Raw genomic sequence first — 24,731 nt, 5'->3', positions numbered from 1 at the left:
TGAACGTGCTGCCTGTTGTGTGGATTTATCTGCGTGGATCTGTCTGCCCCCATAGTCCGAACCCCCGCGTCCCTGGGATCTTTGGAGGTGAGCCGCCGTGGCACTCTCGATTTCGGCGGTGGTGCTGCTGGCGATCGTCGTCTTCCTTCTGATCAAGAAGTCCGGGCTGAAGGCAGGCCACGCGATCGTGTGCATGCTCCTCGGCTTCTACCTCGCCTCCTCCACGGTCGCACCCACGATCCACGAGCTGACCACGAACATCGCGGGGATGATCGGGAGCATCAAGTTCTAGCGGCTGCGGAGGACGGGCCTCTCTCGCCCGCAGGGGTGACGGCCGGGAGGGCCGTCAGCCTTCGGACGCGTACGCCACGAAGCGCGTCCAGGCCTCCGGGGGCAGTGTGAGCCGGGGGCCCTGGAGGGCCTTGGAGTCGCGGACGTGGACGGCGCGGGGGGCTATGGCGATCTCTACGCAGGAGTCGCCTTCGGGACCGTCGCTATAGCTGCTCTTGAACCACGTCAGGTCGCAGGTGTCGCTGACGGCGGTCTCGCGGATCATGCTTCTCCCAGCAGTTGCTCGATGAAGGCCAGCGACTCCCGTGGGGAGAGAGCCTGCGCCCGGATGGTGCTGTATCGCAGCTCAAGGATGCGGAGCTGCTTGAGATCAGAAGTCGGGCGACCGTTGAACGCTCCATCGGAGCGGCCCACCGCCGTCCCGTCCTCGAACTTCAGCACCTCGATCTTGCCGCTCAACCCGGGATGGGCACCGGAGTCCGTCGGCATCACCTGAAGGGTGACATGGCGTAACGCAGCCACTTCCAGCAGGTGTTCGAGTTGCTGACGCCACACCATTGTGCCTCCGACCCTTCGGCGCAGCGTCACCTCTTCCTGGACGAAACTCAGCATCGGCGCCGGATCCCGTTCGAAGATTGACTTGCGGCCCATACGTGCGGCCACCAGGCGTTCCAACTCGGCTTCCGAGTAGGCCGACTGGGACACCTCGAACAAGGCCCGTGCGTGCTCCGGGGTCTGCAACAGGCCATGGATGCTGAGCCCGACGTAGACGCCCATCTCCACGGCCTTCGCTTCGAGCTCGGCCAGCTCCCGCACCTTCTTCGGGTACCAAACCTTCTCCACGTCCTCCTTCATCGCCGACAGCAGCCCGCCCGCCCCCAACACCTTGTCGGCCTTGTCCAGGTACTCGGGCCGGGGAATCCGCTTGCCGCCCTCGATCTTGTAGACCATGTCCTCCCCGTACCCGACGGCCCTGCCGAACTCGCAGGCCTTCATCCCCACCGACTCCCGGCGCAGCTTCAGCTGCCGCCCGACGGTCGCGATGACCGCGACACCCCAGTCGTCGTCCGGATCGACCTCCCAACCCGGCTCGTCCGTCTCGTCCTTGAGCCGCCCCGCCTCCGCGTCGACCGTCATCAGCGCGCACCCCTCCCTCGTACGTTTTGCCGCGGACAGTCACGGTACGCAATTGCCTGGTCACTCATCACGGCAAACGTCCCGCCGTCACCGGAACCCGCCTCCACGAGCTCCGGTGACACCAGCGGCTGAAAGACAAAGGACCACGGGGAAAGGACCCGACCAAGCCCCACCCCTCCCGCCCGCGTCTCGGCTCACTCGGGCGGGTGAACATCCCTGACTCGGCTGCGTTTCGCGGCCCCGCGCGGCCCTACGCTCAGCGCGACACAACCGCAGACATGCGACGGCCCCCGCCGGGACGGCAATCCCAGTGCGAGGGCCTGACCACCGAGGAAGAGGAAGCTTCCCGATGGGTATCCAGAACCCTAGCGCGCCCGCGCGCGCCCAGTCCCGCGCTGCGGGCAACAAGCACCCGAACCGGGGCCCCCACAGCGGCGGGCTCGTCCACGACAACACCCGCCACACCACCCGCTTCACAGTGGTCGGCAATTACCTGGTCCAGCACCCGGACCTCTCCCTCCTCGCGATCGGTCTGGGCTGCCACATCCAGTCGCTGCCGAAGGGCGCCCGCGTCGACATCAAGAGCCTCGCCGCCCGCTTCCCCGAGGGAGCCACCCGTATCGCCGCCGCGCTGCGCGAGCTGGAGGCGCACGGCTACCTGCGCCGCGAGCGTCACCGCGTCCCCGGCGGCCGTATCGTCACCCGCACGATCTCCTGTAATCAGCCGGCGGTCCGGCGTCACGCCGACCAGCCGCGCCGCGCTGACAAGCCGAGCTGCGTCGACCGCCCCGCCGCCCGCCCCCGCAAACCCCTCCCCGCCGTACCGCAGCCCGCCTGTACCGCCCCGTCCCTCCTCCAGGAGGCCACCGACCTCCTCGCAGACCTGCGCCGCCACGACGCGCGGCTGTTTCTCTCCACCCGCGACACGGCCCACCTGGCCCCCGGCGTCGCAGCCTGGTTGGAGCGCGACGTCAGCCCCGCCGCCGTAGGACGGGCGCTGACCGCCGACCTGCCACCCGAGGGACTGCACCGGCCCGCCGCCCTCCTGGCCCACCGCCTCAGCGAGCAGCTGCCGCCGCCACCCCCGTTCCGTGGACCGGCCGCTCCGCCGCGCGTAAGGCATCCGTTCCAGACCTGCGACGGCTGTGACCGCGCCTTCCGCGCGCCTGGACCCGGCCGCTGCCGCGACTGCCGCCGCGACGCCCAGGAGGCCGCCTAGCATGAGAGCGACGATCCTTGCCCCTGGGCACAGACGACGAGGAGCGAGCGCCATGACCATCGCACAGGGCAACTCACGGCAGGGCGCCTCTCACCTGTACCTGGCCATGCGGGAGGTCGTTCAGTCGCTGGACGAGGTCATCCCGGGAAAGTTTGAGATCACCAGGGAAGGAATCGTTCACGACATGATGTCGCCGGGAGGACCCCACGAGGTCACGGCCGCTCACGTCAGCCGCCGTCTGGAAAAGGTGATGCCGGACGAGTTGCTGGCCCATAACGGCACACCTGATGTGGAAGACGAGCCCGAGGGCATCATGAGACACCCCGATGTCATGGTGATCGCATGGACCGATCTCAACGTCGAAGGGTCCATCGACCCGCGAGCCGTCGTCGCCGCTGTCGAAATCGTCTCCCGCTCCAACCCGGACAACGACTGGGTGGGCAAGGTCCGTGACTACCCCCTGATGGGCATCCCGGTCTACGCCGTCTTCGACCCCCGCACGGGAACCGGCGCCGTCTTCACCGACATCCACCCCACGCCGGACGGCCCCCGCTACGCCACCCGCAAGGACTTCGTCTACGGCGAGGACGTCACCATCGCCGACTGGACCATCCCGACCGACGGCCTGCCGCGTTACAAGGACGAAAGCGCCGAGGAGGAGCATCAGGGGTGACACCGGCGGGGAGCCGAGGCACTCGTAGGGTGGTCCCATGACGGATCTGCCCGACCGGCGTCTGCTCCTGGTGCACGCGCACCCGGACGACGAGTCGATCAACAACGGCGCGACGATGGCCAGGTACGCGGCCGAGGGCGCCCGGGTGACGCTGGTGACCTGCACCCTCGGTGAGGAGGGCGAGGTCATCCCGCCGGAGCTCGCGCACCTCACGCCCGACCGGGACGACGCCCTCGGCCCGCACCGCGTCGGTGAGCTGGCCGCCGCCATGGCTGAGCTGGGCGTCGGCGACCACCGCTTCCTCGGCGGTCCGGGCCGCTACCGCGACTCCGGGATGATGGGCGCCGAGCAGAACCACCGGCCGGGCTCCTTCTGGTCCGCGGACCTCGACGAGGCGGCCGGACACCTTGTCGAGGTCGTCCGGGAGGTAAGGCCCCAGGTCCTCGTCACCTATGACCCGCACGGCGGCTACGGCCACCCGGACCACATCCAGGCCCACCGCGTCGCGATGCGCGCCGCCGACCTGGCCGCCGACCTCGGCGTCCGACCGGACCTCGGCGCGCCCTGGCGGATCAGCAAGATCTACTGGAACCGGGTGCCGCGCTCGGTCGCCCAGGCCGCCTTCGCCCGGCTCGGCGAGGTGCTCGACAAGACGCCCTTCGCCAAGGCCGCGGGCATCGACGACGTCCCCGGTGTGGTCGACGACCCGGTGGTCACCACCGAGATCGACGGTTCCGCGTTCGCTGCCGCGAAGGCCGCGGCGATGCGTGCGCACGTCACGCAGATCGAGGTCGCCGAGCCGTACTTCGCGCTGTCCAACGCCCTTGCGCAGCCCCTGTTCACCACCGAGTACTACGAGTTGGTGGGCGCGGAGCGCACCGGGGCCCGTGAGACGGACCTGTTCCAAGGAGTTGTCCCATGATGGCGTCGAGCAAACAGTCGAGCGCACTCGCACAGCCCCTGGCCCTGCCCTCGGCCGGGCGGATGGCCGCCTACGTCGGGCTGCTGGTGCTCGGTGCGGTCGTCGGAGTGGCGGGCGCTCTGGTGCAGGGCGCCTGGTTCCCGGGCGGACTGCTCCTCGCGCTCGCGGGCGCGGCCGGACTCTTCCTGGGCGGCGCCCGGGCCACCGGGGCCCGCGCGGGGGCGCTCGCGCCCGCCGTCGGGTGGATGGTCGCCGTCCTGCTGCTCACCGCCAGCCGCCCGGAGGGCGACTTCCTGTTCGGTGCGGGCGTCGGCTCGTACCTGTTCCTGCTCGGGGGAATGGCCGTCGCTGTGATGTGCGCCACCCTTGCCCAGGGTCGGCAACCCGGCGGCCCCGACGCCCGACTTGGTAAGTGACGTACCACTTCGTCGCCGGGAGTCATGGGATGTCCCTCGCGAAACGCGGCGCGGACGTGGGGGTCCCGTGCGGGTTTCCCTCGCGGGGGCGGTCTGCCTGGCGCAGGCGGACAGTATGGTGGTGCGCGCCGCCGAGCCTCCCCCACGCTCTCGGCTTCGCTCGAGCAGGGGGGACCCCCACCTGTTGAGGTCGAAACAGGCGGTGGAGCCAACCGGGAGAACCTGCCTTGAGTCGTGAAACTGACAGTTCGTCCGCCGGACCCAACGGGCGTGGCCCAGCCGCGTACCCGTCGGGGACGCCGCCGTACGGGACCCCCCTGGCTGCCGAGGACGGCGTCGACGCGAACCGTTCGGCCTCGCCGTCGGAGGAACGCAAGACCGAGACCACACTGACGACCCGCATCCGGATCAACATCCCCGGATCCCGGCCCATTCCGCCGGTCGTCGTGCGTACCCCCGTCGCGGACGCCGACAGCGCGACGGACGAAGGGGCCCCCGACACACGGGCGACGAGCTCCGTGAGCGCGCTCAGCACCCTCGACACGCCCGCTGAGCCGGCCGTACAGGCCGAGGAGAAGACGGCGACGAGCGACTGGTTCGCCCCGCGCAAGCCCGCGGCGGCCAAGGGCACTCCGGGCAGCGGGGGGACCAACGGCGCGGGAATGCCCGGAGCCTCGGGCATACAAGGCGCGAACGGCGCGTCGGGCGCGGGGGCGTCGGGCGAGGGGGCTGGTGCCGGAGCGGGCGCTGGTGCGGGTGCGCGGGGTGGCAACGGGGCGTTCGGTGGCCGCGGTGCGCCGAATGGTCCCGGCGCGGGCGGCGCGCGGCCAGGCGTTCCGGGGGCGAGTGGCGCGGGTGGCGCGCGCCCCGGAGCTCCCGGCGCGCCGGGCGCACGGCCCGGAGAGGGCGCGGGCGGCGCGGGCCCCTTCGGTAAACGCCCGGGCGGTACGAACGGCGCGGGGCTCCCGGGTGCCACCAGCGCCGGACCGGTCGCGCCGGGGCACGGCGGCGGCACCGGCTCCTTCGACGTGTCCGACGCGGTGGCGGCCAGCACGGCGTCCTTCCCGGTGATCGGCGCCGACGAGACCCCTGAGTCCCGCCGCGACGACCTTCCGTACTTCTCCGAGCCGGGTCGGCGCGGCCCGTCCGGCCCGACCATCGGCCCGGTCACCGGCGACAGCACGGTCGCCTCGGGCCCCGGCGGCCCCGCCCTGACCGCTCCCGGTACCAGCCCCGGCGGCCCGGGCCTCCTGGCACCCGGCATCCAGAGCACCCCCGGCGGACCGCTCGGTCCGGGAGCCCCCGGCGCGTCCGGGGCCCCCGGAGCCGACGCGGGCCAGGGGCGTCCCGGCGGTGGGCTCAGCGACGACACCGCGATCCTCACCCCGCAGAAGCCGGCCCCCGAACCGGGTCCCCAGGGCTTCGGCGGCCCCGGTGGCAACGTCTCCGGGCACACCGTCACCAGCGGCATCCCCGTCGTCCCGCCGGGCGACCGGACCGGCCCGTTCGGGTCGGGCTCCCCGACGGAGGCGCCGGGCCCGCACACGCCCCCGAAGCTGCCCGATCCGCCCAAGCAGCAGAGCGCCGGTGCCGCGAAGCCGGCCAAGAAGAAGGGCCGCAGCAAGCTGGTCCTCCTGGCCGGCGGCGTGGTCCTGGTCGCCGGTGTCGCCTACGGCGCCGGACTGCTCATGAACCACTCCGACGTGCCCAAGGGCACCACCGTGCTCGGCGTCGACATCGGCGGCGGCACCCGGGACCAGGCGGTCGAGAAGCTCGACACCGCGCTGGGCGGCCGTACCGGCAAACCGCTGCAGCTGTCGGTCGACGGCAGGACGGTCCCCCTCACGCCGGACCAGGCGGGCCTCCAGTTCGACAGCAAGGCCACCGTCGCCGCCGCCGCGAAGCCCGACTACAACCCCGTGTCGGTGATCGGCTCCCTGTTCGGGCAGCACCGCGTGGTCCAGCCCGTCATGCCCGTCGACGAGGAGAAGCTGCAGGCCGCCCTGGCGCGCGTCGCGGGCGGCACCGGGTCGATGGTCGAGGGCACCATCAGGTTCGAGGCCGGCCGGGCCGTTCCCGTCTACGGCAAGGCGGGCAAGGGAATCGACGTGTCGGCGTCCGTGGCGGCCGTCGAGGAGGCGTACCGCACCCAGGTGGAGACCGGCTCCGGCACGCCCGTGCGGGTGGCCACCACCACCCGGCAGCCGGCGGTCACCAACGCCGAGGTCGACCGCGAGATGAAGGAGTTCGCGGAGCCGGCGATGTCCGCGAACGTGACGGTGAAGGCGGGCGCGCACTCGATCGCGATGAGTCCGCAGAAGTCGCTGTGGAAGTTCCTCAGGGTGACGGCCGTCGACGGCAAGCTGGTCGACAAGCCCGACCTGGCCGCCCTGAAGGCGCTCTACGGCCAGACGTTCGACGGCGTGCTCATCACCCGGGGCAACGGCCAGAAGACGCCCGTGACACCCCAGGACGTCTATGTCGCCCTGCGCCAGGCCCTGCTGAGCAAGACCAACCGGGTCGCGGTCATCAACACCAAGCCCAGCTGACGGCACCGCACACGGGGCGCCCGGTGACGACCCGGCGCCCCGTGTCATGCCGCCGGCCATGACATCTGTCATGCGGGAGTGGCGACACCTGGCACTGCCGTGGACGCCCCGGCCCCCGGAACGATGGGGCCATGACGACGACAGTGGTGGCCACCGACGTGGTGGTCGGGTTCGATCAGGTGACCAAGGCCTACGGGGACGTACGGGCCGTGGACGGGTTGTCGCTGGAGCTGCACCCGGGGGAGACCGTGGCCCTGCTGGGGCCCAACGGTGCGGGCAAGTCGACCACCCTCGACCTGCTCCTCGGACTGAAGCCGGCCGACAGCGGCTCCGTGCGCGTGTTCGGGACCAGCCCGCGCGAGGCGATCGTCGCCGGGCGTGTGGGCGCCATGCTGCAGAGCGGCGGCCTGATGGACGAGGTGACGGTCGCCGAACTGGTCAAGCTGGCCTGCCACCTGCACCCGAGGCCGTACAAGGTCGGCGACGTGCTCGCCCGCGCGGGCATCGCGCCGATCGCCGACCGGAAGGTGAACAAGCTCTCCGGCGGCCAGGCCCAGCGCGTCCGCTTCGCCCTCGCCACCGCGGGCGACAACGACCTGATCGTGCTGGACGAGCCGACCACCGGCATGGACGTCTCCGCCCGCCAGGCCTTCTGGGCCACCATGCGGGAACAGGCGGACCAGGGGCGTACGGTCCTGTTCGCCACGCACTACCTGGAAGAGGCCGACGCGATCGCGGACCGGGTGCTCGTGCTGCACCGCGGGCGGCTCCTCGCCGACGGCACCGCCGCCGAGATCAAGGCCAAGGCCGGCGCCCGCCGCGTCCGCTTCGATCTGGAGGGCCCGATCGACGAGGCCCGGCTGCGCGCGCTGCCCTTCCTGACCGCAATAGACATTTCCGGGCAGACCGTACGCATCCAGTCCTCCGATGCCGACGCGACCGTCCACGCCCTGTACGGGCTCGGCGTCTACCCCCGCAACCTCGAAGTCGCCGGGCTCGGGCTCGAGCAGGCGTTCGTCGCGATCACCGAGGCCGAGGAGGCCAAGCAGTCATGAACGCGCTCATCAGGCTGGAACTCACCCGCGCCCTGCGCAACCGCAAGTTCCTGTTCTTCTCGGTGATCTACCCCTCGGTGATCTTCCTGCTCGTCTCCAACCAGACGGGCAACGTCGACGGCACCGGCCTGAGCGTCGCGAAGTACGTCATGGTCTCCATGGCCTCCTTCGGCGCCCTGACCGCCGTGCTGATGGGCAACAGCGAGCGCATCGCCAAGGAACGGGAGGGCGGCTGGGTGCGGCAGCTGAGGCTGACCACGCTGCCCGGGCGCGGGTACGTCCTCGCCAAGACGGCAAGCGCGGCCGTGGTGAGCCTGCCGTCCATCGTGGTGGTCTTCCTGGTCGCCGCCGCCGTGAAGGACGTGCGGCTGGACGCCTGGCAGTGGTTCGCCCTCACCGGCGCGATCTGGGCCGGCAGCCTGGTCTTCGCCGCGCTCGGTGTCGCCCTCGGCTACCTCGCCAGCGGTGACGCGGTCCGCCCGATCACGATGATCACCTACTTCGGCCTGTCGATCCTCGGCGGCCTGTGGATGCCGTCCTCCTCCTTCCCCACCTGGCTTCAGGACATCGCCAGGTGGCTGCCCACCCACGCGTACGCTGCCCTCGGACAGGCCATCGAACAGAGCCAGGCCCCGCACGCCAGGGACATCGCGATCCTGGTCGCCTTCTTCGCCCTCTTCGCGGGCGGCGCGGCCTGGCTGTACCGGAAGGACACGCTGAAGGCGTGAGTGCCATGACGGAAGACCAGCGGTCGGACGAGGTCCGGGCGGAGCGGCTGATGCGCATGGGCCAGCCGCCCCGCAACCGGCGCGAGCTGCTGCGCAAGTCCCTCTGGATCGGCGTCTGGCTCATCTTCCTGAGCTCGCCGGTCCAGGACCTCGCCGCCGGCCGCCACACCACCGGCGGCACCGTGGCGGGCTGGCTGGGCCTCGCGGCCTTCGTCGGGGTCTATCTGTCGCTGGTCTTCCGGAACGTCGGCAGGCCGTACACGCAGCGGTTCCTCGTCGGGATACTCGGCGCCCTCGGCGCCCTCGCCGCGCTGCTGAACCTGACGCTGGGCCCCTCGCACTGGCTGGGCCTGTTCGTCTACGTGTCCGTGGCCTGCGGAGCGACGCTCCCGCTGCGGGCGGCGTACTGGGCGATCCCCGCGACGGCCGCCGTGGTGGCCCTGGTCGGCTTCCAGGGCGCCGCGACGGACGAGGTGGAGAACCTGCTGCTCCTGGTGGTGCTCATCGGGTACGCGATGACGGGCGTCGGTCAGCTCGTGCGCACGACGATCGAGTTGCGCGAGGCCCGCGCCACCGTCGCCCAGCTCGCGGCCAACGAGGAGCGGCTGCGCCTGGCCCGCGATCTGCACGACCTGCTCGGCCACTCGCTCTCCCTGATCACGCTGAAGAGCGAGCTGGCCGGCCGTATGCTCCCCGACCACCCCGAGAAGGCGGCCCAGCAGGTCGCCGACATCGAACAGGTCAGCCGCCAGGCCCTCGTCGACGTGCGCGAGGCGGTCACAGGCTACCGGCGTCCGCGCCTGTCCGCGGAACTCGCGGGCGCGCAGGTGGCCCTGACGGCGGCTGGTGTCACGGCCGACATACCCGCGGAACCCGACCTCACGGAGGTCGCGGAGGAGAGCGAGTCCGTTCTCGCCTGGGCGCTGCGCGAGGCGGTCACCAACGTCGTACGGCACAGCGGCGCCGGCCGCTGCACGGTGGAGGTGCTGCGGCGGCAGACCCTGGACGGGCCGATGCTGGAACTCTCCGTCGAGGACGACGGATCGGGCGGGGCGGGCAACGGCCCGGGCAACGGTCTGACGGGTCTGACCGAGCGTCTTCAGAAGGTCGGCGGGACGCTGGAGGCGGGGCGCGTCCGGCGTGGTTTCCGGCTGGTCGCGCGCGTGCCCGTGGGCGCCGCGGTCCCCGTAGGATCCGGGGCATGAGCCGTACGATCAAGGTCCTGCTCGCCGAGGACCAGTCGATGGTCCGGGAGGCGCTGGCCGCGCTGCTGGGCCTGGAGGAGGACATCGAGGTCGTCGCCCAGGTCGCCCGCGGTGACGAGGTGCTGGCGGCGGCGCGCGCCCACGAGGTGGACGTGGCGCTCCTCGACATCGAGATGCCCGGCGCCACCGGGATCGAGGCGGCGGCCCAGCTGCGCCGCGAGCTGCCGGCGTTGAAGGTCGTCGTGCTGACGACCTTCGGCCGCCCCGGCTATCTGCGCTCCGCGATGGAGGCGGGCGCCTCCGCCTTCCTGGTGAAGGACGCCCCCGCGTCCCAACTCGCCGAGGCGGTACGGAAGGTGCTCGCCGGGGAACGGGTCATCGACCCCACCCTCGCGGCGGCCGCCCTGGCCGACGGCGCCAACCCGCTGACGGAGCGCGAACGGGAGGTGCTGCGCGCGGCGGCGAACGGCGCGACCAACGCCGAGCTGGCGGCGACGCTCCACCTTTCCCAGGGAACGGTCCGTAACTACCTGTCCACCGCCATACAGAAGCTCGCGGTCAGGAACAGGGCGGAAGCCGTGCGGATGGCTCGTGAGAAGGGCTGGCTGTAACCCCTGGAGGCGAACCTCAGTTCAGCATGGCCCGAGCCGCCATGGCCTGCCCCCGCACCCGCTCCGCGGCCGTCGCGTCAACGGCGGCGACCACCTCGGCGTAGGCGTCCAACTCCGCGGCCCCCTGCAAGAACTCCCCCCGCTGCACGAGAAGCTGCGCGTGCTCGTAGCGCAACCGGGCCGGATGCGAGGGCACCAGCAAGGACAACTCCACCGCCCACAGGGCCACATCCGACCGCTCGGGCCGAGCCGCGGCCCACGCCCGGATGTTGTTCAGCACCCGCAGCACGACATCCAGCGGATCCGCAGGGCCGAGCATCGAGGGATCGAGCGGTGCCCCCGTCGCCCCGGCGACCAGCATCTCGGCGTCACCCCCGGTCAGCACCCGGCCCCCGTCGAAGGGATCGGCCAGCACCTGCTCGTCCGGCGGCCCGAACCCCACCACGAAGTGCCCGGGCAGTGCGACCCCGTACACCGGTGCCCCCGCCCGCCGCGCCACCTCGATCCACACCACCGACAGCAGGATCGGCAGCCCGCGCCGCCGCCGCAGCACCGCGTGCAGCAACGACGACTCCAGACGCTCGTAGTCCGCGGCCGAGCCGTGGAACCCGAGGCCGCCGAGAACCTCCGCCAGCGCCTCGGCCCAGGCCCGCGGCCCGTCCGGGCGGAACGGCACCAGCCCGGCCAACCGGTCCAGCTCGATCTGCGCGGCGTCGATCCCGGCCTCGTCCAGCCCTCCGTCCGCCGCCGCAGCCACCAGCAGGCACAGCGTCGCGAGATCGGGCCGCTCGGACCGCGCCTCCTCGCCGAACCGCCGCCGCACCTCGGCGGCCCGCTCCGGCTCCGGGGGACGGGGGCCACGCATCACGATCTCGAACCCTCTCACGCCACCGGTCCGCGGGAGCCTTCCGGCTCCCGGTAGTGGTGATATGCATGATGCGCCCGGAAACCCAGTCCCGTGTACAGGGCCCGCGCACCCTCGTTGTCCGTCTCCACCTGGAGCCAGGCCGCCGACGCGCCCTCGTCCAGGGCCTGCCGGGCCAGCGCGGCCATCACGGCGGTGGCCAGACCCCGCCGGCGCTGCTCCGGGTCGACCTCGACCGCCGCGAAACCGGCCCACCGCCCGTCCACCACGCACCGCCCGATCGCCGCCGGAGGCGCGCCCTGAGCCCCCGGCACCGTCGCGAACCACACCGAGGGGCCTCCCCCGCTCTCGGCTCCTCCCCCACTCTCGACTTCGCTCGAGCGGGGGGACCCCCATGAGCGCGGGGACCCCCAGCCCAGCACCTTCAGGGCGACCTCGCTCAGCCCCTTGCGCTGGTAGCGGCCGAGCCACGCCTCGTCCGCCGTACGGGACAGCCGCACCCCGGGCGCCTCGCGGTCCGCGACGGGCGCCAGGGCCCCGGTCCACAGCTCGGCGGTCACCTCGCGCGTCCACCCGCGCGCTTCGAGTTCCGCGCACAGCAGCTCCTGGGTGCCCTCCGCCCCGGTCGCGAGCTGTATGTAGGCGGGCAGCCCGCGGGCCGCGTACCAGCGGCGTACGGCCGCCAGCGCCTCGTCCAGCGGCAGCCCGGGATCGCCGAGGGGCAGCACCGAGTTGGCGCGGCGCGTGAACCCGGCGGCGGCGCGCAGCTCCCACTCACCGAGCCGCTCCCGCTCCACCGGCTGCCACGCCCGGGCGGAGATCCGCGCCAGCTCCTCGTAGGACGCCGCGGGACCCGGGCGACGCGCCGGAGCCGAGGGGACGACCTTGCCCGCGACCAGCGACGATTCCGCGATCCGGACACTTCGGCCGTCGCGCCGTGTGATCAGCAGCACACCGTGATCCCATGATGTGAGAACTCCGACCGTGTCGGTGAACTTCTCACCCTCGGCGGCATGTTCGTTCCACCGCCGTACCGAGACGCGTTTTCCCACGTCAGCGGCGGTGATACGGATCTCGAGCCGACCGCCCGCAGAGATTTCCACAGGTCAGTTCACCCCTCCTGTTCGGATCATGCCCCGGAACGGAGATACTAGGTGCGGGCATCGACGACGCCGCGCTCCCGCGCGCCAGGCGGCGGAGCCTGAGGAGGCCCGCCAGCGCCCTACCGAGGAGGAACGACAGCGTGACCTACGTCATCGCAGAGCCTTGTGTCGACGTCAAGGACAAGGCGTGCATCGAGGAGTGCCCGGTCGACTGCATCTACGAGGGCCAGCGGTCCTTGTACATCCACCCGGACGAATGCGTCGACTGTGGGGCCTGTGAACCGGTCTGCCCGGTCGAGGCGATCTTCTACGAGGACGACACTCCCGAGGAGTGGAAGGACTACTACAAGGCGAACGTCGAGTTCTTCGACGAGCTCGGCTCGCCCGGTGGCGCCAGCAAGCTGGGGCTGATCGAGCGCGACCACCCCTTCATCGCGGCGCTGCCCCCGATGAACCAGTAAGCGGCCCGGAGGCCGGTTGATTCGGTCCCGTACGGTGCCCGCCGCGGCGCCGCACGGGACCGAGGCGTTTGGCCCCCGTACGCTCGTACGGGGGCGCCCGTCGTTCCAGAAAGTGAGCCGATCCCCGTGTCCGCAGTCTCCGACCTCCCTCCCGTCGCCCGCCACCACCCTTCCAAGGAGTCGCTTCGCGACCGCCTTCCTGTGTTCCCCTGGGACAAGCTCGAGCCGTACAAGAAGACGGCCGCCGCGCACCCGGACGGGATCGTCGACCTGTCCGTCGGCACCCCGGTGGACCCCGTGCCCGACCTGATCCAGAAGGCACTGGTCGCGGCGGCGGACTCGCCGGGCTACCCGACCGTCTGGGGCACGCCCGAGCTGCGGGACGCGATCACGGGCTGGGTGGAGCGCCGCCTCGGTGCCCGCGGCGTCACCCACCGCCACGTCCTGCCGGTGGTCGGCTCCAAGGAGCTCGTGGCCTGGCTCCCGACCCAGCTGGGCCTCGGCCCCGGCGACAAGGTCGCCTATCCGCGGCTGGCCTACCCCACGTACGAGGTCGGCGCCCGCCTGGCCCGCGCCGACTACGTGGCCTACGACGACCCGACGGAGCTGGACCCCGGGAACCTCAAGCTCCTCTGGCTCAACTCCCCGTCCAACCCGACGGGCAGGGTGCTGGGCAAGGACGAACTGACGAGGATCGTCGCCTGGGCCCGCGAGCACGGCGTACTGCTGTTCTCCGACGAGTGCTACATCGAGCTGGGCTGGGAGGCCGACCCCGTCTCGGTCCTCCACCCGGAGGTGAACGGCGGCTCGTGCGACGGCATCGTGTCGGTCCACTCCCTCTCCAAGCGCTCGAACCTGGCCGGCTACCGCGCTGCCTTCCTGGCCGGTGACCCCGCGGTCCTCGGCCCGCTCCTGGAGATCCGCAAGCACGGCGGCATGATGACGTCGGCGCCGACGCAGGCGGCCGTGGTGGCCGCGCTGGGCGACGACACACACGTCCGCGAACAGCGCGAACGCTACGCGGCGCGGCGTACGGCGCTGCGCGCCGCCCTCCTGAAGCACGGCTTCCGGATCGAGCACAGCGAGGCGAGCCTGTACCTGTGGGCCACCCGCGACGAGTCCTGCTGGCAGACGGTCGCCCACCTTGCCGACCTGGGCATCCTGGTCGCGCCGGGCGACTTCTACGGCGAGGCGGGCGAGAAGTTCGTACGGGTGGCCCTGACGGCGACGGACGAGAGGGTGGCCGCAGCGGTGGACCGCCTCCGTTAGTGCTGTGGGCACAGCCCACAGTTGCCGGGCACCGTTCCAGCCAAGCTCAGCTGCAACAGACGGAGGGTCCAGGGAAGCTTCCCTGGACCCTCCGTGCGAAAGGAACCCGGCGTCAGCCGCCCAGCGGCAGCCCCTTCGGCAGCCCACCCTTGGTCGTGCCCCCGAGCAGCCCCCCGGCCTGCCCCGCCGCGTCCCCGGCGACCTTCTGCGCGACCGGCGCCGCCGTCCCGACGACCTTCCCGCCGGTCCGGCTCACCGCCGGTACCGCCTTCCTGGCCGCCTGGCTGCCGGCCTTCACCGCGTGGCTACCGGCGTCACCCGCGACCCCGGTGACCTGCTGCGCCGCACCGTCGGCCTGCTGGGCCGCGCCGTCGACGGTGGTGCCGGCCTGCGCGGTGTCCAGGGCGGTCAGCCCACCGAGGTTCGGGGTGGCCGGCAGATCGGTCGTCGCCGCGCTGGCGGAGCCGGCCGCACCGACCACGGGCGCCGCTCCCGCTGCGATCAGCAGCGCGGCACGGGCGATCCGGTGGGTCAGGGGGAGGGACATGATGCTCCTTAGACGGGAGAGAACGGTGAAGTGTTCGACTGCGCCCGGGAGTTCGGCCGATTCGGCTGTTCATCGTTCCGGGCTCGGACGCAGTGACTACCGCTCGAAGCCCGCGAAGGTTGCGGTGATCCAATGTAAAGAGTTGGTAATGCGTCGCATTATCAGGTGGGGATGAAATCGGGCAAACGGCAACCGACCGGAACGTCTGCCGAATCCTTACAGCTCTTTGTTCGCAAGGGACCCGGCGTTTACATCGATGGTCGAGCAAAAAAGGGCGCGCCCCGTCGACGAGGCGCGCCGCGCATTACCCGCAGGGGTGAGAACTCGTACTGCTGCCCGGGCTACTCCCCGGTGACGATACGGACTTCGGCGGCCGACGCCTCCCCGTCGCCGGAGCCGGCCGTACGCCACTCGTCGGCGAAGCCTCCCCGTGACCACTCGCGGCCCGCGAAGGAGACCCGTGCGATGTGCAGCGCCGTGGAGTTGGCCACGGCCCAGTGCGCCAGTTCCCAGCCGCGCTCACGGGCGGTCCCGGAAGCGGTGGACCTCTTGGGCACCGGGATCGTCACCGCCTCTTCGGTGGCCCGCGTCGGCGTGGGTGTGGGGGACGGCGACGGGCGCCGGGAAACCACCTCCGCGCCCGCCGTCTGGAGCACGTCGCGCCCGAAGTCCCGTACCAGCGCGGCCCGCACGGCGTCGGGGCCGCCGGTGGCGGTCGGCGCGGGACGCCCCTGGCAGGTCAGCGTGCCCGCCGCGCGGCCGGTCAGCGCGGCGGCGAGCAGTATGGCGTCCGGCTCGTGCTTCGCGTACGCCTCCGGGAAGCCGCTGCGCTGCACCCGCTGCGCGGCGACCGTCAGCGGCAGAGTCGTGTAGTCGGGCACCTTGGCCAGGTGTTCGTAGAACACGCCCGCCGCGTACGTCGGGTCCATGATCTGCTTCTTGGTGCCCCAGCCCTGGGACGGGCGCTGCTGGAACAGGCCGAGCGAATCCCGGTCGCCGTGCTCGATGTTGCGCAGGCCCGACTCCTGCAGGGCGGTCGCGAGCGCGATGGTCACCGCGCGCTCCGGCATGCCACGGGTGGTGCCGACGGCGGCGATCGTCGCCGCGTTGACCGCCTGCTCGGGTGTGAACTCGTACGAGGCGCCGTCGTCCTTTCCCGAGACGACCCGGCATCTCGGCGCTGCCGAACCGGTGAGGTACTGGACGACGAGATAGCCCGCGACGGCGAGCAGGACCACGAAGGCCGCCCCGAAACGGAGGAGGCGGCCACGTCGGACGGAAGTAGGGGACGGCTCTGACACGCCGTACAAGGTACTGGAGGTGAACAGCGGGTTGCCCGGCGCTGTGGACAACTCCTGGGGCAGGCCCGTGCGGTCGGGCGCGCTAGGGTCGAGGACATGGCCGATACCCCGCTTGACCTCACGCTGGACGCCGCTCGGCTCACCGCGCGGCTTGTCGACTTCCCCTCCGAGAGCGGCACCGAGAAGCCCCTCGCGGACGCCATCGAGGCGGCGCTGCGCGCCCTGCCGCACCTGAGGGTCGACCGGTACGGCAACAACGTGGTGGCCCGTACGGACCTGGGACGGTCGCAGCGCGTCATCCTGGCGGGTCACATCGACACGGTCCCGATCGCGGACAACGTGCCCTCCCGCCTGGACGAGGACGGCGTGCTGTGGGGGTGCGGCACCTGCGACATGAAGTCGGGCGTCGCCGTCCAGCTCCGTATCGCGGCGACGGTCCCCGAGCCCAACCGTGACCTGACGTTCGTCTTCTACGACAACGAAGAGGTCGATGCACACCTGAACGGTCTGAAGCATGTGTCCGAGGCCCACCCCGAGTGGCTGGCGGGCGACTTCGCGGTGCTGCTCGAGCCCTCCGACGGCCAGGTCGAGGGCGGCTGCCAGGGCACGCTGCGGGTGCAGCTGAGGACCAGGGGTGAGCGGGCGCACTCGGCGCGCAGTTGGATGGGCTCGAACGCCATCCACGCGGCGGCCCCGGTCCTGGCCCGCCTGGCGGCCTACGAACCGCGTCACCCGGTGATCGACGGGCTCGAGTACCGGGAGGGTCTGAACGCGGTCGGCATCTCCGGCGGGGTGGCCGGGAACGTGATCCCCGACGAATGCGTCGTGACGGTCAACTTCCGGTACGCGCCGGACCGCAGTGAGGAGGAGGCGGTCGCGCATGTCCGTGAGGTGTTCGCGGACTGCGGCGTGGAGGAGTTCGAGGTGGTCGACCACAGCGGTGGCGCCCTGCCGGGGCTGTCGCACCCGGCCGCGGCGGCGTTCATCGAGGCGGTCGGCGGCACCCCGATGCCCAAGTACGGCTGGACGGACGTCGCCCGCTTCAGCGCGCTCGGCGTCCCCGCGGTCAACTACGGCCCGGGCAACCCGCTCTTGGCGCACAAGCGGGACGAGCGGGTGGACACGGCGAAGGTCCTCGCGGCGGAGGAGCGCCTGCGGTCCTGGCTGACGTCCTGACCCGCCGCCGGCCGTGGGGGACGGTGGCCGGAGCCGGACATACGCAGGTCCCCCCTCCGTAACCCGCGTAGATCTACGCTGGGGTGGAACCACCCCCGAGCGGAGGGAGCGCACATGCCTACCGGCAACCCCGAGGGGAAGAAGATCCCGCCGGATGAGCAGCGGCTCGGTCCGGTACTGCGCAGACGGGGCCAGGTGACGAGGAGCACGACGGACCAGCGGCTGCTGGACGAGCGTGCCCCCACGGACTGGGTCCACACGGACCCGTGGCGTGTCCTGCGCATCCAGTCGGAGTTCATCGAGGGTTTCGGCACGCTGGCCGAACTCCCGCCCGCGATCAGCGTGTTCGGCTCGGCACGGACGCCGGTGGACTCGCCGGAGTACGACGCGGGCGTACGGCTCGGGCGCGGCCTGGTGGAGGCGGGCTGGGCGGTGATCACCGGTGGTGGCCCGGGCGCGATGGAGGCGGCGAACAAGGGGGCGTGCGAGGCGAAGGGCATCTCGGTCGGCCTCGGTATCGAGCTGCCGTTCGAGCAGGGGCTGAACCCGTACGTCGACATCGGCCTGAACTTCCGCTACTTCTTCGTCCGCAAGATGATGTTCGTCAAGTACGCGCAGGGGTTCGTGGTCCTGCCGGGCGGCCTCGGCACGCTGGACGAGCTGTTCGAGGCGCTGACCCTGGTCCAGACCCAGAAGGTCACCCGCTTCCCGATCGTGCTGTACGGCTCGTCGTACTGGGGCGGCCTGGTGGACTGGCTCAGGAACACCCTGGTGGCCCAGGGCAAGGCCTCGGAGAAGGACCTGCTCCTGTTCCACCTCACGGACGACGTCGAGGAGGCGGTCGCCCTGGTCTCCAAGGAGGCGGGACGCTAGGCGCTGGGCCTGAGCCGGGTTCTGCCGGTCACCGGGGTTCGGGCACGTACCCGGCGCGGGGTGCCGCCGCCGGGGGCTCCGCCCCGGGCTCCCATCGGCCTACGGGGTGCACAAGGCGTGGGTGCGGCTGCGGGCCGCCGGTGGCTGGTCGCGCAGTTCCCCGCGCCCCTTCGGGGGCGCGGCCCGGCTTCCGACGGGTGGGGGCGGCGGGGGCGAAACCCTTTCAGGCCAGGCCCCGCCGGGCCACCGCCGGTGGCCGGTGGCCCGCGATCGACGCCACCATGTCCAGCACCTGCCGCGTCTCCGCGACCTCGTGCACCCGGTACACCTGCGCACCCAGCCACGCCGACACCGCCGTCGTCGCCAAGGTCCCCAGCACGCGTTCCTTCACCGGCTTGTCCAGCGTCTCCCCGACGAAGTCCTTGTTCGACAGCGACACCAGTACCGGCCACCCCGTGGCGACCATCTCGTCCAGCCGCCGCGTCGCCTCCAGGCTGTGCCGCGTGTTCTTCCCGAAGTCGTGCCCGGGGTCGATCAGGACCGACTCGCGCGGCACCCCGAGAGCCACCGCCCGCTCCGCCAGCCCCACCGTCACCTTCAGGATGTCGGCCATGACGTCGTCGTACGTCACCCGGTGCGGCCGCGTCCGCGGCAGCGCACCCCCGGCGTGCGTGCACACCAGCCCCACCCCGTACCGCGCCGCCACCTCCGCGAGCCGCGGATCCACCCCGCCCCACGCGTCGTTCAACAGATCCGCGCCCGCCTCGCAAACGGCCTCGCCGACCTCGTGCCGCCAGGTGTCCACACTGATCACGACGTCCGGGAAGCGCCGCCGCACCTCCGCGACGAAACCGACCGTGCGCCGAGCCTCCTCCTCGGCCGTGACCTCCTCGCCCGGCCCGGCCTTCACCCCGCCGATGTCGATGATCGCGGCACCCTCGGCCACCGCTCGCTCCACGCGCGCGAGGGCGGGCTCGTCGCGGAACGTGGCCCCCTGGTCGTAGAAGGAGTCCGGGGTCCGGTTCACGATCGCCATGATCACCGGCTCCTGCTCGCCGAATTCGCGCCTGCCCAGCCTGAGCATCCCCTGTGACCTCTCCCGGTACGTCCCGTTCCTCGGCCGCCTGTGACCTTAATTGTCAGCGTCGCATGGCACGATCTGACCCAGAGAGAAACACAGACTCGACATCGGCACTTCCGCGTCGGCGCGCAGCGCGCCGGCACCGAGCGTGGGGACCCAAGTGATGCTCATGTTCCTGTTCCTGGTGGTCGCGCTCGCCGTCGTGGTCGCCGCGGTGACACTGGCCGTGGTGGGCGGCGGCGAGAGCACCCCCCTGCCGGAGGCGGCCCCGGAGCGGTTCGACGACCCGCTTCCGCCGGACCGCCCCGTCGGCCGTGACGATGTGGAGGCCCTGCGCTTCCCGCTCGCCGTCCGGGGCTACCGCATGGCCGACGTGGACGACGCGCTCGGCCGTCTCGGCGCCGAGATCGCCGAGCGGGACGCCCGGATCGCCGACCTGGAGGCCGCGCTCGCCGGCGCCCGCGCCGCCGGACCGGCCGGGGACGAGCGGGCCGAAGGAGACCCCCAGTGAGCGGTGCGGCCATCGCGGGGCCCGACGGCGTGCTGCGCTGCCCCTGGGCGCTGTCCACCGAGGACTACGTGGCGTACCACGACGAGGAGTGGGGCCGCCCGGTCCACGGCGACGACGCGCTGTACGAGCGGCTGTGCCTGGAGGCGTTCCAGTCGGGGCTGTCGTGGATCACGATCCTGCGCCGCCGCGAGGGCTTCCGGGCCGCCTTCGCCGACTTCCGGATCGCCAAGGTGGCCGGGTTCACAGTAGCCGACCAGGAGCGCCTGCTCGCCGACCCGGGCATCATCCGCAACCGGGCCAAGATCGAGGCGACGCTCGCCAACGCGCGCGTGCTGGCCGAGTGGGCACCGGGGGAGCTGGAGGAGCTGATCTGGTCGTACGCCCCCGACCCGGCGTCCCGCCCCGCCCCGAGGGCCCTGGCCGACGTCCCCGCGGTCACCGACGAGTCGACGGCGCTCTCCAGGGCCCTGAAGAAGCGCGGCATACGCTTCGTCGGCCCGACCACGGCGTACGCGCTGATGCAGGCCTGCGGCCTGGTGAACGACCACCTGGCGGACTGCGCCGCCCGCGGCGACTGACTCCCGGCAGTCGGCGGGGGCGACGACCGCCGCCTATCGGCCGAGGTACTTCGGCTTCTCCTTGTTCACGAACGCCTGTACCGCGATCGCGTGGTCGTCGGACGAGCCCGCCCGTGTCTGCAGCTCGTCCTCCTTGTCCAGGGTCTCCTCCAAGGAGTGGGTCAGCCCGTACGCCACCGCCTCCTTGATCGCCGCGTACGCCACCGTCGGCCCCTCGGCGAGCGCCAGGGCCACCTTCTGCGCCTCGGCCCGCAGCTCGTCCGCGGGGACGACCCGGTTCGCGATGCCCAACTCCAGCGCCTCCTGGGCGCCGATGCTCCGCGGGAAGAGCAGGAGGTCTGCGGCGCGCCCGGGGCCGACCACGCGAGGCAGCGTCCAGGAGATGCCCGAGTCGGCCGTCAGCGCCACCCCCGCGAACGACGTGTTGAACGATGCGGTGCCCGACACGATCCGGTAGTCCGCGGCCAGCGCGAATCCGAGGCCGGCTCCGGCCGCGACCCCGTTCACCGCGGCCACCACCGGCTTGGGCGCACCTGCCAGCGCCCGCACGATCGGGTTGTAGTGCTCCCGGACCGTGCTCATGGTGTGGCTCGAGCCGGTCTCCCGGTCGGCGGCCAGCAGCCCGATGTGCTCCTTGAGGTCCTGCCCCACACAGAAGGCCCGGTCCCCGGCGGCGGTGAGCAGGATCGCCCGTACCGAACCGTCGTCCGCCGCGGACCGCACCGCGTCCCGCAGGGCGACCTTGGTCGCGATGTTCAGCGCGTTCATCGCCTCGGGACGGTTCAGCGTGATCGTCGCGAGTCCGTCGCTCACCTCGTAGAGCACGGTGTCGGCCATGGTGGTCCCCTCCGGTGTCGCGGCTCGGTCGTACCGGTCGGTACGCCTGCGTCCGAAGACAGCATGGCCGAGATCACCGTCCGCGGAACGGACCGTACGTGTGACCTGCGTCAAAGAATTCACGCCGAGATCCGGTCGGCGGATGACCGTGCGGGGGCGAAGTATCACAGTCACATCGCCGAATTGAGTGGTTTTGCTCGCGCGTGTTGCTCAAGCGATGCCCACTGATGTTGGTCATCGGGTCATGAGATGCGGGATAATGGCCTGGAAGCAATGTGTTCGATGCCGGTGTCGCGTGTCCTGTGCCAGGACCGCGTGCCCTTCAAGGGGCCGTCGGCAGACGATGAGCTGGTTTCAGGAAGGGGAACGAGCATGGCGGCCATGAAGCCGCGGACGGGCGACGGCCCGCTCGAGGTGACCAAGGAGGGGCGGGGCATCGTCATGCGCGTTCCGCTCGAAGGCGGCGGTCGGCTCGTCGTCGAGCTGACCCCGGACGAGGCCGACGCGCTCGGCGACGCCCTCAAGAAGGTCGTCGGCTGACGCGGCAGATCCAGGATTTCAGCTGCCCCGGCATCGTACGCGGTGCCGGGGCAGCTTGTTCCAGGGGGCTTCCGGCGGGTGTTCCGGTGGCTTCCCACAGGGGCCTCGACCCGGACGGCCACGGCCCGTCCGCCCCGCCCCACGGCCATGCTCACCTTCTGACCGCGCACAGCAGTCCGTCCCCCACGGGCAGTAACGAGGGCACGAGGTCCGGGCTCTCGCGCACCGTCCGCAGCAGCTCCCGCAGCCGCAGCACCTCGGTCGGCTGCGGGCCCGAGCCGACCGTGCGGCCGTTGGCGAAGGCGCCCTCGAAGACGACGAGCCCGCCGGGACGCAGCAGACGCAACGATTCAGCGAGGTAGTCGAGCACCTCGAGCCGGTCGCCGTCGCAGAAGACGAGGTCGTAGCCGGCGTCCGCGAGCCGCGGCAGGACGTCCAGGGCGCGCCCCGGGATGAAGCGGGCCCGGTTGCCGGCGAAGCCGGAGGCGCGGAAGGCCTGGCGGGCGAACTGCTGGTGCTCCGGCTCCGGATCCACGGTGGTCAGCACGCCGTCCGGCCGCATGCCGTGCAGCAGATGGATCCCGGAGACACCGCATCCCGTCCCGATCTCCGCGACCGCCTTGGCGTCCACGGCGGCGGCGAGCAACCGCAGCGCGGCGCCCGTGCCGGGCGACACCGAGCGCAACCCTGCCTCACGGGCCCGTTCGCGGGCCCAGCGCAGCGCGTCGTCCTCGGCGACATAGGCGTCGGCGAACGCCCAGCTCGTCTGCCGGTTGCCGGTAATGACCCTCTCCTGTCCCCGTGATTGCTTGGGCGTGACTGTATCCGTTGACGGCGGGAACCCGCAGATGGGACCGGGCGTTGAGGAGGGTGGGAACAGAGCGCGGGAAAGGACGGGGGCGGACGCGTGGACCTGCGTGTCGAGCAAGTGCTGACGCAGCCGCATCAGCGCGCATCAAATTCTCGTAAAACCGCTTATCCGGAGCTAACGGGCGAGGTGGCTATGGTAGGGGCTCCACTGGACACCACCAGAGCCGACAGGGGAGGTGCGGCTGCGCCTGTGGATCGGGGAGGGGTGCTACGGCGCCTTCTCAGGTCGTCGGGTGAGCCGAAATCCGTGACTGACATCGCTGACACCCACCACGCTGCCGACACCGCGCAGATCGCGACCTTCGCCACCGACGCGGACGCGCAGGCGTGGACTCCGCCCACCTGGGAGGAGATCGTCAGCACTCACAGCGGCCGGGTCTACCGGCTGGCGTACCGCCTGACCGGAAACCAGCACGACGCGGAGGACCTGACCCAGGAGGTCTTCGTGCGGGTCTTCCGCTCCCTGTCGACGTACACACCCGGCACGTTCGAGGGCTGGCTGCACCGCATCACCACGAACCTGTTCCTGGACATGGTCCGCCGTAAGCAGCGCATCCGCTTCGACGCGCTCGGCGAGGACGCGGCGGAGCGCCTGGCCAGCCGCGAGCCGACGCCGCAGCAGGTCCTGCACGACGCGCACTTCGACGCGGACGTCCAGCAGGCGCTGGACACACTCGCGCCCGAGTTCCGCGCGGCCGTCGTCCTGTGCGACATCGAAGGACTGTCCTACGAGGAGATCGCCGCGACTCTCGGCGTCAAGCTCGGCACGGTGCGCTCCCGGATCCACCGCGGCCGCTCGCAGCTGCGCAAGGCGCTCGCGCACCGGGCGCCTCAGTCCCGCGCGACCGAGCGCCGTTCCTTCGTGCCCCGGGTGCCCGCGCTGGGGGGAGGGGGCGCGACCGCGTGAGTGGATCCCGTCGCCCCACACCGGCAGAGCAGCACCTGGGAGACCGCCTCTCCGCCCTGGTGGACGGAGAGCTCGGTCATGAGATGCGCGAGCGTGTGCTGGCCCACCTGGCCACGTGCGCGAAGTGCAAGGCAGAGGCCGACGCCCAGCGCCGGCTGAAGAACGTCTTCGCCGAGGCGGCCCCGCCGCCGCCCTCCGAGAGCTTCCTGGCCCGCCTCCAGGGCCTGCCCACGGGCGGTGACGTCGACGGCGGTGGCACGCCGCTCGGCGGGGGAGGATCCGGCAGAAGGCTCCAGACCACCACCGGGCTGCCCGCGAGGCCCGGCGTCTTCGGAGTGAGGGGCGAGCCCTTCGGCTACGTCCCGTCGGGCCCGCACGCCACGGCGCTGTCGCCCGCCGAGGACCGTGTCCTTCCCGAGGACCGCGGCTTCCGTATCCATCACGTCGGCCGGCCGGAAGGCGATCGGTCGGCGTCCCGTGGGCTGCGGTTCGTGTTCGTCGCCGCAGGTGCCGTGTCACTGGCCGCGCTGGCGCTCGGCGGTGTGTCGGGTGTGGCCGGTGACACCGGCGTGGAGGCACGGGGCGGTTCCGGGGCCGGCAGCAATGTGACCCCGATGCGCTCGCCGGGCACCGGTGGTGTCACGTCGCCCGAGGCGCAGCGGCGGCGTTCCACCGGAGCGCTGCTCGGGCAGCGCGCGCTGGACCGGGCGCCCGTCGCGCCCACGCAGTCCTCGGCGCCGCTGCTGCCCGGAGTCCCCGCTCCCGGCGTCCAGGACGTCTCGGAGATCCGTGCGCTGACCGCTCCCGTGGTGGCCGGTGCTGCCGCGATGTCCCCGCTCATACGTCCGCTCTCCGAGACCGGACCGTTCGCGTTGTCGACCGCCCCTCAGCTGACGGCTCCCGGCCTGCTGGCCCGGCCGGTTCCGTCCACGTCCATCACGCCCTCCGCCGCCGCCGGCACCGGCCACTGAGCGGCCGCGCGGCTGCGCGGGGAACCTGGTTGAAT

The 24,731-nt window shown here is 71.8% G+C and carries 28 protein-coding genes; 19 read left to right on the top strand and 9 right to left on the bottom strand.

Annotated features, from left to right (window positions below; translation table 11 throughout):
* Positions 1-97: 97 nt before the first annotated feature.
* Positions 98-292, top strand: coding sequence for a hypothetical protein (locus tag ACFYZJ_RS16525; protein WP_103838433.1), 195 nt, complete (start codon positions 98-100; stop codon positions 290-292).
* A 54-nt stretch (positions 293-346) separates the two neighbouring features.
* Here the strand turns inward: ACFYZJ_RS16525 and ACFYZJ_RS16520 are convergent, their stop codons facing one another.
* Entirely contained in the window at positions 347-556 is a 210-nt protein-coding gene (locus ACFYZJ_RS16520; RefSeq protein ID WP_388568127.1) for a DUF397 domain-containing protein, read from the bottom strand.
* Positions 553-1,428, bottom strand: coding sequence for a helix-turn-helix transcriptional regulator (locus ACFYZJ_RS16515; RefSeq protein ID WP_388568124.1), 876 nt, complete (start codon positions 1,426-1,428; stop codon positions 553-555). The genes ACFYZJ_RS16520 and ACFYZJ_RS16515 overlap by 4 nt, the downstream gene beginning before the upstream one ends.
* A gap of 349 nt (positions 1,429-1,777) precedes the next feature.
* Between ACFYZJ_RS16515 and ACFYZJ_RS16510 the strand changes: the two genes are divergently transcribed.
* The 9 genes from ACFYZJ_RS16510 (at position 1,778) to ACFYZJ_RS16470 (ending at position 10,806) form a co-directional block, all read left to right on the top strand.
* Entirely contained in the window at positions 1,778-2,647 is an 870-nt protein-coding gene (locus ACFYZJ_RS16510) for a helix-turn-helix domain-containing protein (RefSeq protein WP_388568121.1), read from the top strand.
* A gap of 52 nt (positions 2,648-2,699) precedes the next feature.
* Positions 2,700-3,320, top strand: a complete 621-nt coding sequence (locus tag ACFYZJ_RS16505) for a Uma2 family endonuclease (protein WP_388568118.1) — start codon at positions 2,700-2,702, stop codon at positions 3,318-3,320.
* Between the two features lie 37 nt (positions 3,321-3,357).
* A complete protein-coding gene (gene mshB / locus ACFYZJ_RS16500) occupies positions 3,358-4,242 on the top strand; it encodes an N-acetyl-1-D-myo-inositol-2-amino-2-deoxy-alpha-D-glucopyranoside deacetylase (protein ID WP_388568116.1) in 885 nt (294 codons plus the stop codon).
* The gene (locus ACFYZJ_RS16495; protein WP_388568113.1) at positions 4,239-4,658 is read left to right on the top strand and encodes a DUF6113 family protein; all 420 of its coding nucleotides are present in this window, start codon (positions 4,239-4,241) and stop codon (positions 4,656-4,658) included. Before mshB ends, ACFYZJ_RS16495 begins: the two co-directional genes overlap by 4 nt.
* A gap of 227 nt (positions 4,659-4,885) precedes the next feature.
* Positions 4,886-7,207, top strand: coding sequence for a hypothetical protein (locus ACFYZJ_RS16490; RefSeq protein WP_388568110.1), 2,322 nt, complete (start codon positions 4,886-4,888; stop codon positions 7,205-7,207).
* Positions 7,208-7,338: 131 nt separating this feature from the next.
* Positions 7,339-8,262 carry an ABC transporter ATP-binding protein gene (locus ACFYZJ_RS16485; protein ID WP_388568107.1) on the top strand — a complete coding sequence of 308 codons (924 nt, stop codon included), beginning with the start codon at positions 7,339-7,341 and terminating at the stop codon, positions 8,260-8,262.
* The gene (locus ACFYZJ_RS16480) at positions 8,259-8,990 is read left to right on the top strand and encodes an ABC transporter permease (RefSeq protein WP_388568104.1); all 732 of its coding nucleotides are present in this window, start codon (positions 8,259-8,261) and stop codon (positions 8,988-8,990) included. Before ACFYZJ_RS16485 ends, ACFYZJ_RS16480 begins: the two co-directional genes overlap by 4 nt.
* 5 nt (positions 8,991-8,995) lie before the next feature.
* Positions 8,996-10,195, top strand: a complete 1,200-nt coding sequence (locus tag ACFYZJ_RS16475) for a sensor histidine kinase (RefSeq protein WP_388568598.1) — start codon at positions 8,996-8,998, stop codon at positions 10,193-10,195.
* The gene (locus ACFYZJ_RS16470; protein WP_388568101.1) at positions 10,192-10,806 is read left to right on the top strand and encodes a response regulator transcription factor; all 615 of its coding nucleotides are present in this window, start codon (positions 10,192-10,194) and stop codon (positions 10,804-10,806) included. The genes ACFYZJ_RS16475 and ACFYZJ_RS16470 overlap by 4 nt, the downstream gene beginning before the upstream one ends.
* A gap of 16 nt (positions 10,807-10,822) precedes the next feature.
* On the opposite strand, the gene ACFYZJ_RS16465 is transcribed toward ACFYZJ_RS16470, so the two are convergent.
* Complete coding sequence (locus ACFYZJ_RS16465) at positions 10,823-11,671, bottom strand: transglutaminase-like domain-containing protein (protein WP_388568596.1); 849 nt, start codon at positions 11,669-11,671, stop codon at positions 10,823-10,825.
* Positions 11,672-11,688: 17 nt separating this feature from the next.
* A complete protein-coding gene (locus ACFYZJ_RS16460) occupies positions 11,689-12,774 on the bottom strand; it encodes a GNAT family N-acetyltransferase (RefSeq protein WP_388568098.1) in 1,086 nt (361 codons plus the stop codon).
* A 140-nt stretch (positions 12,775-12,914) separates the two neighbouring features.
* On the opposite strand from ACFYZJ_RS16460, the gene fdxA reads away from it, so the two are divergent.
* Positions 12,915-13,235 carry a ferredoxin gene (fdxA, locus tag ACFYZJ_RS16455; RefSeq protein WP_043443616.1) on the top strand — a complete coding sequence of 107 codons (321 nt, stop codon included), beginning with the start codon at positions 12,915-12,917 and terminating at the stop codon, positions 13,233-13,235.
* Between the two features lie 126 nt (positions 13,236-13,361).
* Positions 13,362-14,504: a bifunctional succinyldiaminopimelate transaminase/glutamate-prephenate aminotransferase gene (locus tag ACFYZJ_RS16450; RefSeq protein ID WP_388568095.1), complete on the top strand. Its 1,143-nt coding sequence runs from the start codon at positions 13,362-13,364 to the stop codon at positions 14,502-14,504.
* A 112-nt stretch (positions 14,505-14,616) separates the two neighbouring features.
* On the opposite strand, the gene ACFYZJ_RS16445 is transcribed toward ACFYZJ_RS16450, so the two are convergent.
* Together ACFYZJ_RS16445 and ACFYZJ_RS16440 are read right to left on the bottom strand one after the other, a co-directional pair.
* Positions 14,617-15,051, bottom strand: coding sequence for an ATP-binding protein (locus ACFYZJ_RS16445; RefSeq protein ID WP_388568092.1), 435 nt, complete (start codon positions 15,049-15,051; stop codon positions 14,617-14,619).
* A 341-nt stretch (positions 15,052-15,392) separates the two neighbouring features.
* Complete coding sequence (locus ACFYZJ_RS16440; RefSeq protein WP_388568089.1) at positions 15,393-16,352, bottom strand: heavy metal transporter; 960 nt, start codon at positions 16,350-16,352, stop codon at positions 15,393-15,395.
* A 96-nt stretch (positions 16,353-16,448) separates the two neighbouring features.
* On the opposite strand from ACFYZJ_RS16440, the gene dapE reads away from it, so the two are divergent.
* Together dapE and ACFYZJ_RS16430 are read left to right on the top strand one after the other, a co-directional pair.
* Positions 16,449-17,528 (top strand): succinyl-diaminopimelate desuccinylase, encoded by a 1,080-nt coding sequence (dapE, locus tag ACFYZJ_RS16435; RefSeq protein ID WP_388568087.1) that lies wholly within the window; start codon positions 16,449-16,451, stop codon positions 17,526-17,528.
* Between the two features lie 114 nt (positions 17,529-17,642).
* Complete coding sequence (locus ACFYZJ_RS16430; RefSeq protein ID WP_388568084.1) at positions 17,643-18,401, top strand: TIGR00730 family Rossman fold protein; 759 nt, start codon at positions 17,643-17,645, stop codon at positions 18,399-18,401.
* 223 nt (positions 18,402-18,624) lie between these two features.
* On the opposite strand, the gene folP is transcribed toward ACFYZJ_RS16430, so the two are convergent.
* The gene (gene folP, locus ACFYZJ_RS16425; RefSeq protein ID WP_388568081.1) at positions 18,625-19,485 is read right to left on the bottom strand and encodes a dihydropteroate synthase; all 861 of its coding nucleotides are present in this window, start codon (positions 19,483-19,485) and stop codon (positions 18,625-18,627) included.
* Between the two features lie 160 nt (positions 19,486-19,645).
* On the opposite strand from folP, the gene ACFYZJ_RS16420 reads away from it, so the two are divergent.
* Entirely contained in the window at positions 19,646-19,993 is a 348-nt protein-coding gene (locus ACFYZJ_RS16420) for a DivIVA domain-containing protein (RefSeq protein WP_388568078.1), read from the top strand.
* Positions 19,990-20,571: a DNA-3-methyladenine glycosylase I gene (locus ACFYZJ_RS16415; RefSeq protein WP_388568075.1), complete on the top strand. Its 582-nt coding sequence runs from the start codon at positions 19,990-19,992 to the stop codon at positions 20,569-20,571. Before ACFYZJ_RS16420 ends, ACFYZJ_RS16415 begins: the two co-directional genes overlap by 4 nt.
* 33 nt (positions 20,572-20,604) lie before the next feature.
* Here the strand turns inward: ACFYZJ_RS16415 and ACFYZJ_RS16410 are convergent, their stop codons facing one another.
* Positions 20,605-21,408: an enoyl-CoA hydratase/isomerase family protein gene (locus ACFYZJ_RS16410; protein ID WP_388568073.1), complete on the bottom strand. Its 804-nt coding sequence runs from the start codon at positions 21,406-21,408 to the stop codon at positions 20,605-20,607.
* Between the two features lie 372 nt (positions 21,409-21,780).
* Here ACFYZJ_RS16410 and ACFYZJ_RS16405 point away from each other — a divergent pair, with 372 nt between their 5' ends.
* Positions 21,781-21,948: a DUF3117 domain-containing protein gene (locus ACFYZJ_RS16405; RefSeq protein ID WP_003966491.1), complete on the top strand. Its 168-nt coding sequence runs from the start codon at positions 21,781-21,783 to the stop codon at positions 21,946-21,948.
* A gap of 151 nt (positions 21,949-22,099) precedes the next feature.
* Here the strand turns inward: ACFYZJ_RS16405 and ACFYZJ_RS16400 are convergent, their stop codons facing one another.
* Positions 22,100-22,894, bottom strand: coding sequence for an O-methyltransferase (locus tag ACFYZJ_RS16400; RefSeq protein WP_388568070.1), 795 nt, complete (start codon positions 22,892-22,894; stop codon positions 22,100-22,102).
* Positions 22,895-23,023: 129 nt separating this feature from the next.
* On the opposite strand from ACFYZJ_RS16400, the gene sigE reads away from it, so the two are divergent.
* Together sigE and ACFYZJ_RS16390 are read left to right on the top strand one after the other, a co-directional pair.
* Entirely contained in the window at positions 23,024-23,725 is a 702-nt protein-coding gene (gene sigE, locus ACFYZJ_RS16395) for an RNA polymerase sigma factor SigE (protein ID WP_388568067.1), read from the top strand.
* Positions 23,722-24,696, top strand: coding sequence for an anti-sigma factor family protein (locus ACFYZJ_RS16390; protein ID WP_388568064.1), 975 nt, complete (start codon positions 23,722-23,724; stop codon positions 24,694-24,696). The genes sigE and ACFYZJ_RS16390 overlap by 4 nt, the downstream gene beginning before the upstream one ends.
* The last annotated feature ends 35 nt before the right edge of the window (positions 24,697-24,731 follow it).

It is taken from the genome of Streptomyces sp. NPDC001848 (genome assembly GCF_042891915.1).
Classification (GTDB): domain Bacteria; phylum Actinomycetota; class Actinomycetes; order Streptomycetales; family Streptomycetaceae; genus Streptomyces.
This window is presented reverse-complemented; position numbering and strand designations above follow the sequence as displayed.

Excerpts from the sequence above, each read along its gene's own strand:
- ACFYZJ_RS16475 (WP_388568598.1), top strand. The coding sequence starts at position 8,996 with ATGACGGAAGACCAGCGGTCGGACGAGGTCCGGGCGGAGCGGCTGATG.
- mshB (WP_388568116.1), top strand. The coding sequence starts at position 3,358 with ATGACGGATCTGCCCGACCGGCGTCTGCTCCTGGTGCACGCGCACCCG.
- ACFYZJ_RS16510 (WP_388568121.1), top strand. The coding sequence starts at position 1,778 with ATGGGTATCCAGAACCCTAGCGCGCCCGCGCGCGCCCAGTCCCGCGCT.
- folP (WP_388568081.1), bottom strand. The coding sequence starts at position 19,485 with ATGCTCAGGCTGGGCAGGCGCGAATTCGGCGAGCAGGAGCCGGTGATC.
- ACFYZJ_RS16405 (WP_003966491.1), top strand. The coding sequence starts at position 21,781 with ATGGCGGCCATGAAGCCGCGGACGGGCGACGGCCCGCTCGAGGTGACC.
- ACFYZJ_RS16520 (WP_388568127.1), bottom strand. The coding sequence starts at position 556 with ATGATCCGCGAGACCGCCGTCAGCGACACCTGCGACCTGACGTGGTTC.
- ACFYZJ_RS16445 (WP_388568092.1), bottom strand. The coding sequence starts at position 15,051 with ATGTCCCTCCCCCTGACCCACCGGATCGCCCGTGCCGCGCTGCTGATC.
- dapE (WP_388568087.1), top strand. The coding sequence starts at position 16,449 with ATGGCCGATACCCCGCTTGACCTCACGCTGGACGCCGCTCGGCTCACC.
- ACFYZJ_RS16465 (WP_388568596.1), bottom strand. The coding sequence starts at position 11,671 with ATGCGTGGCCCCCGTCCCCCGGAGCCGGAGCGGGCCGCCGAGGTGCGG.
- ACFYZJ_RS16480 (WP_388568104.1), top strand. The coding sequence starts at position 8,259 with ATGAACGCGCTCATCAGGCTGGAACTCACCCGCGCCCTGCGCAACCGC.
- ACFYZJ_RS16470 (WP_388568101.1), top strand. The coding sequence starts at position 10,192 with ATGAGCCGTACGATCAAGGTCCTGCTCGCCGAGGACCAGTCGATGGTC.
- ACFYZJ_RS16410 (WP_388568073.1), bottom strand. The coding sequence starts at position 21,408 with ATGGCCGACACCGTGCTCTACGAGGTGAGCGACGGACTCGCGACGATC.
- ACFYZJ_RS16420 (WP_388568078.1), top strand. The coding sequence starts at position 19,646 with ATGCTCATGTTCCTGTTCCTGGTGGTCGCGCTCGCCGTCGTGGTCGCC.
- ACFYZJ_RS16515 (WP_388568124.1), bottom strand. The coding sequence starts at position 1,428 with ATGACGGTCGACGCGGAGGCGGGGCGGCTCAAGGACGAGACGGACGAG.
- ACFYZJ_RS16400 (WP_388568070.1), bottom strand. The coding sequence starts at position 22,894 with ATGCGGCTGCGTCAGCACTTGCTCGACACGCAGGTCCACGCGTCCGCC.
- ACFYZJ_RS16430 (WP_388568084.1), top strand. The coding sequence starts at position 17,643 with ATGCCTACCGGCAACCCCGAGGGGAAGAAGATCCCGCCGGATGAGCAG.
- ACFYZJ_RS16505 (WP_388568118.1), top strand. The coding sequence starts at position 2,700 with ATGACCATCGCACAGGGCAACTCACGGCAGGGCGCCTCTCACCTGTAC.
- ACFYZJ_RS16495 (WP_388568113.1), top strand. The coding sequence starts at position 4,239 with ATGATGGCGTCGAGCAAACAGTCGAGCGCACTCGCACAGCCCCTGGCC.
- ACFYZJ_RS16485 (WP_388568107.1), top strand. The coding sequence starts at position 7,339 with ATGACGACGACAGTGGTGGCCACCGACGTGGTGGTCGGGTTCGATCAG.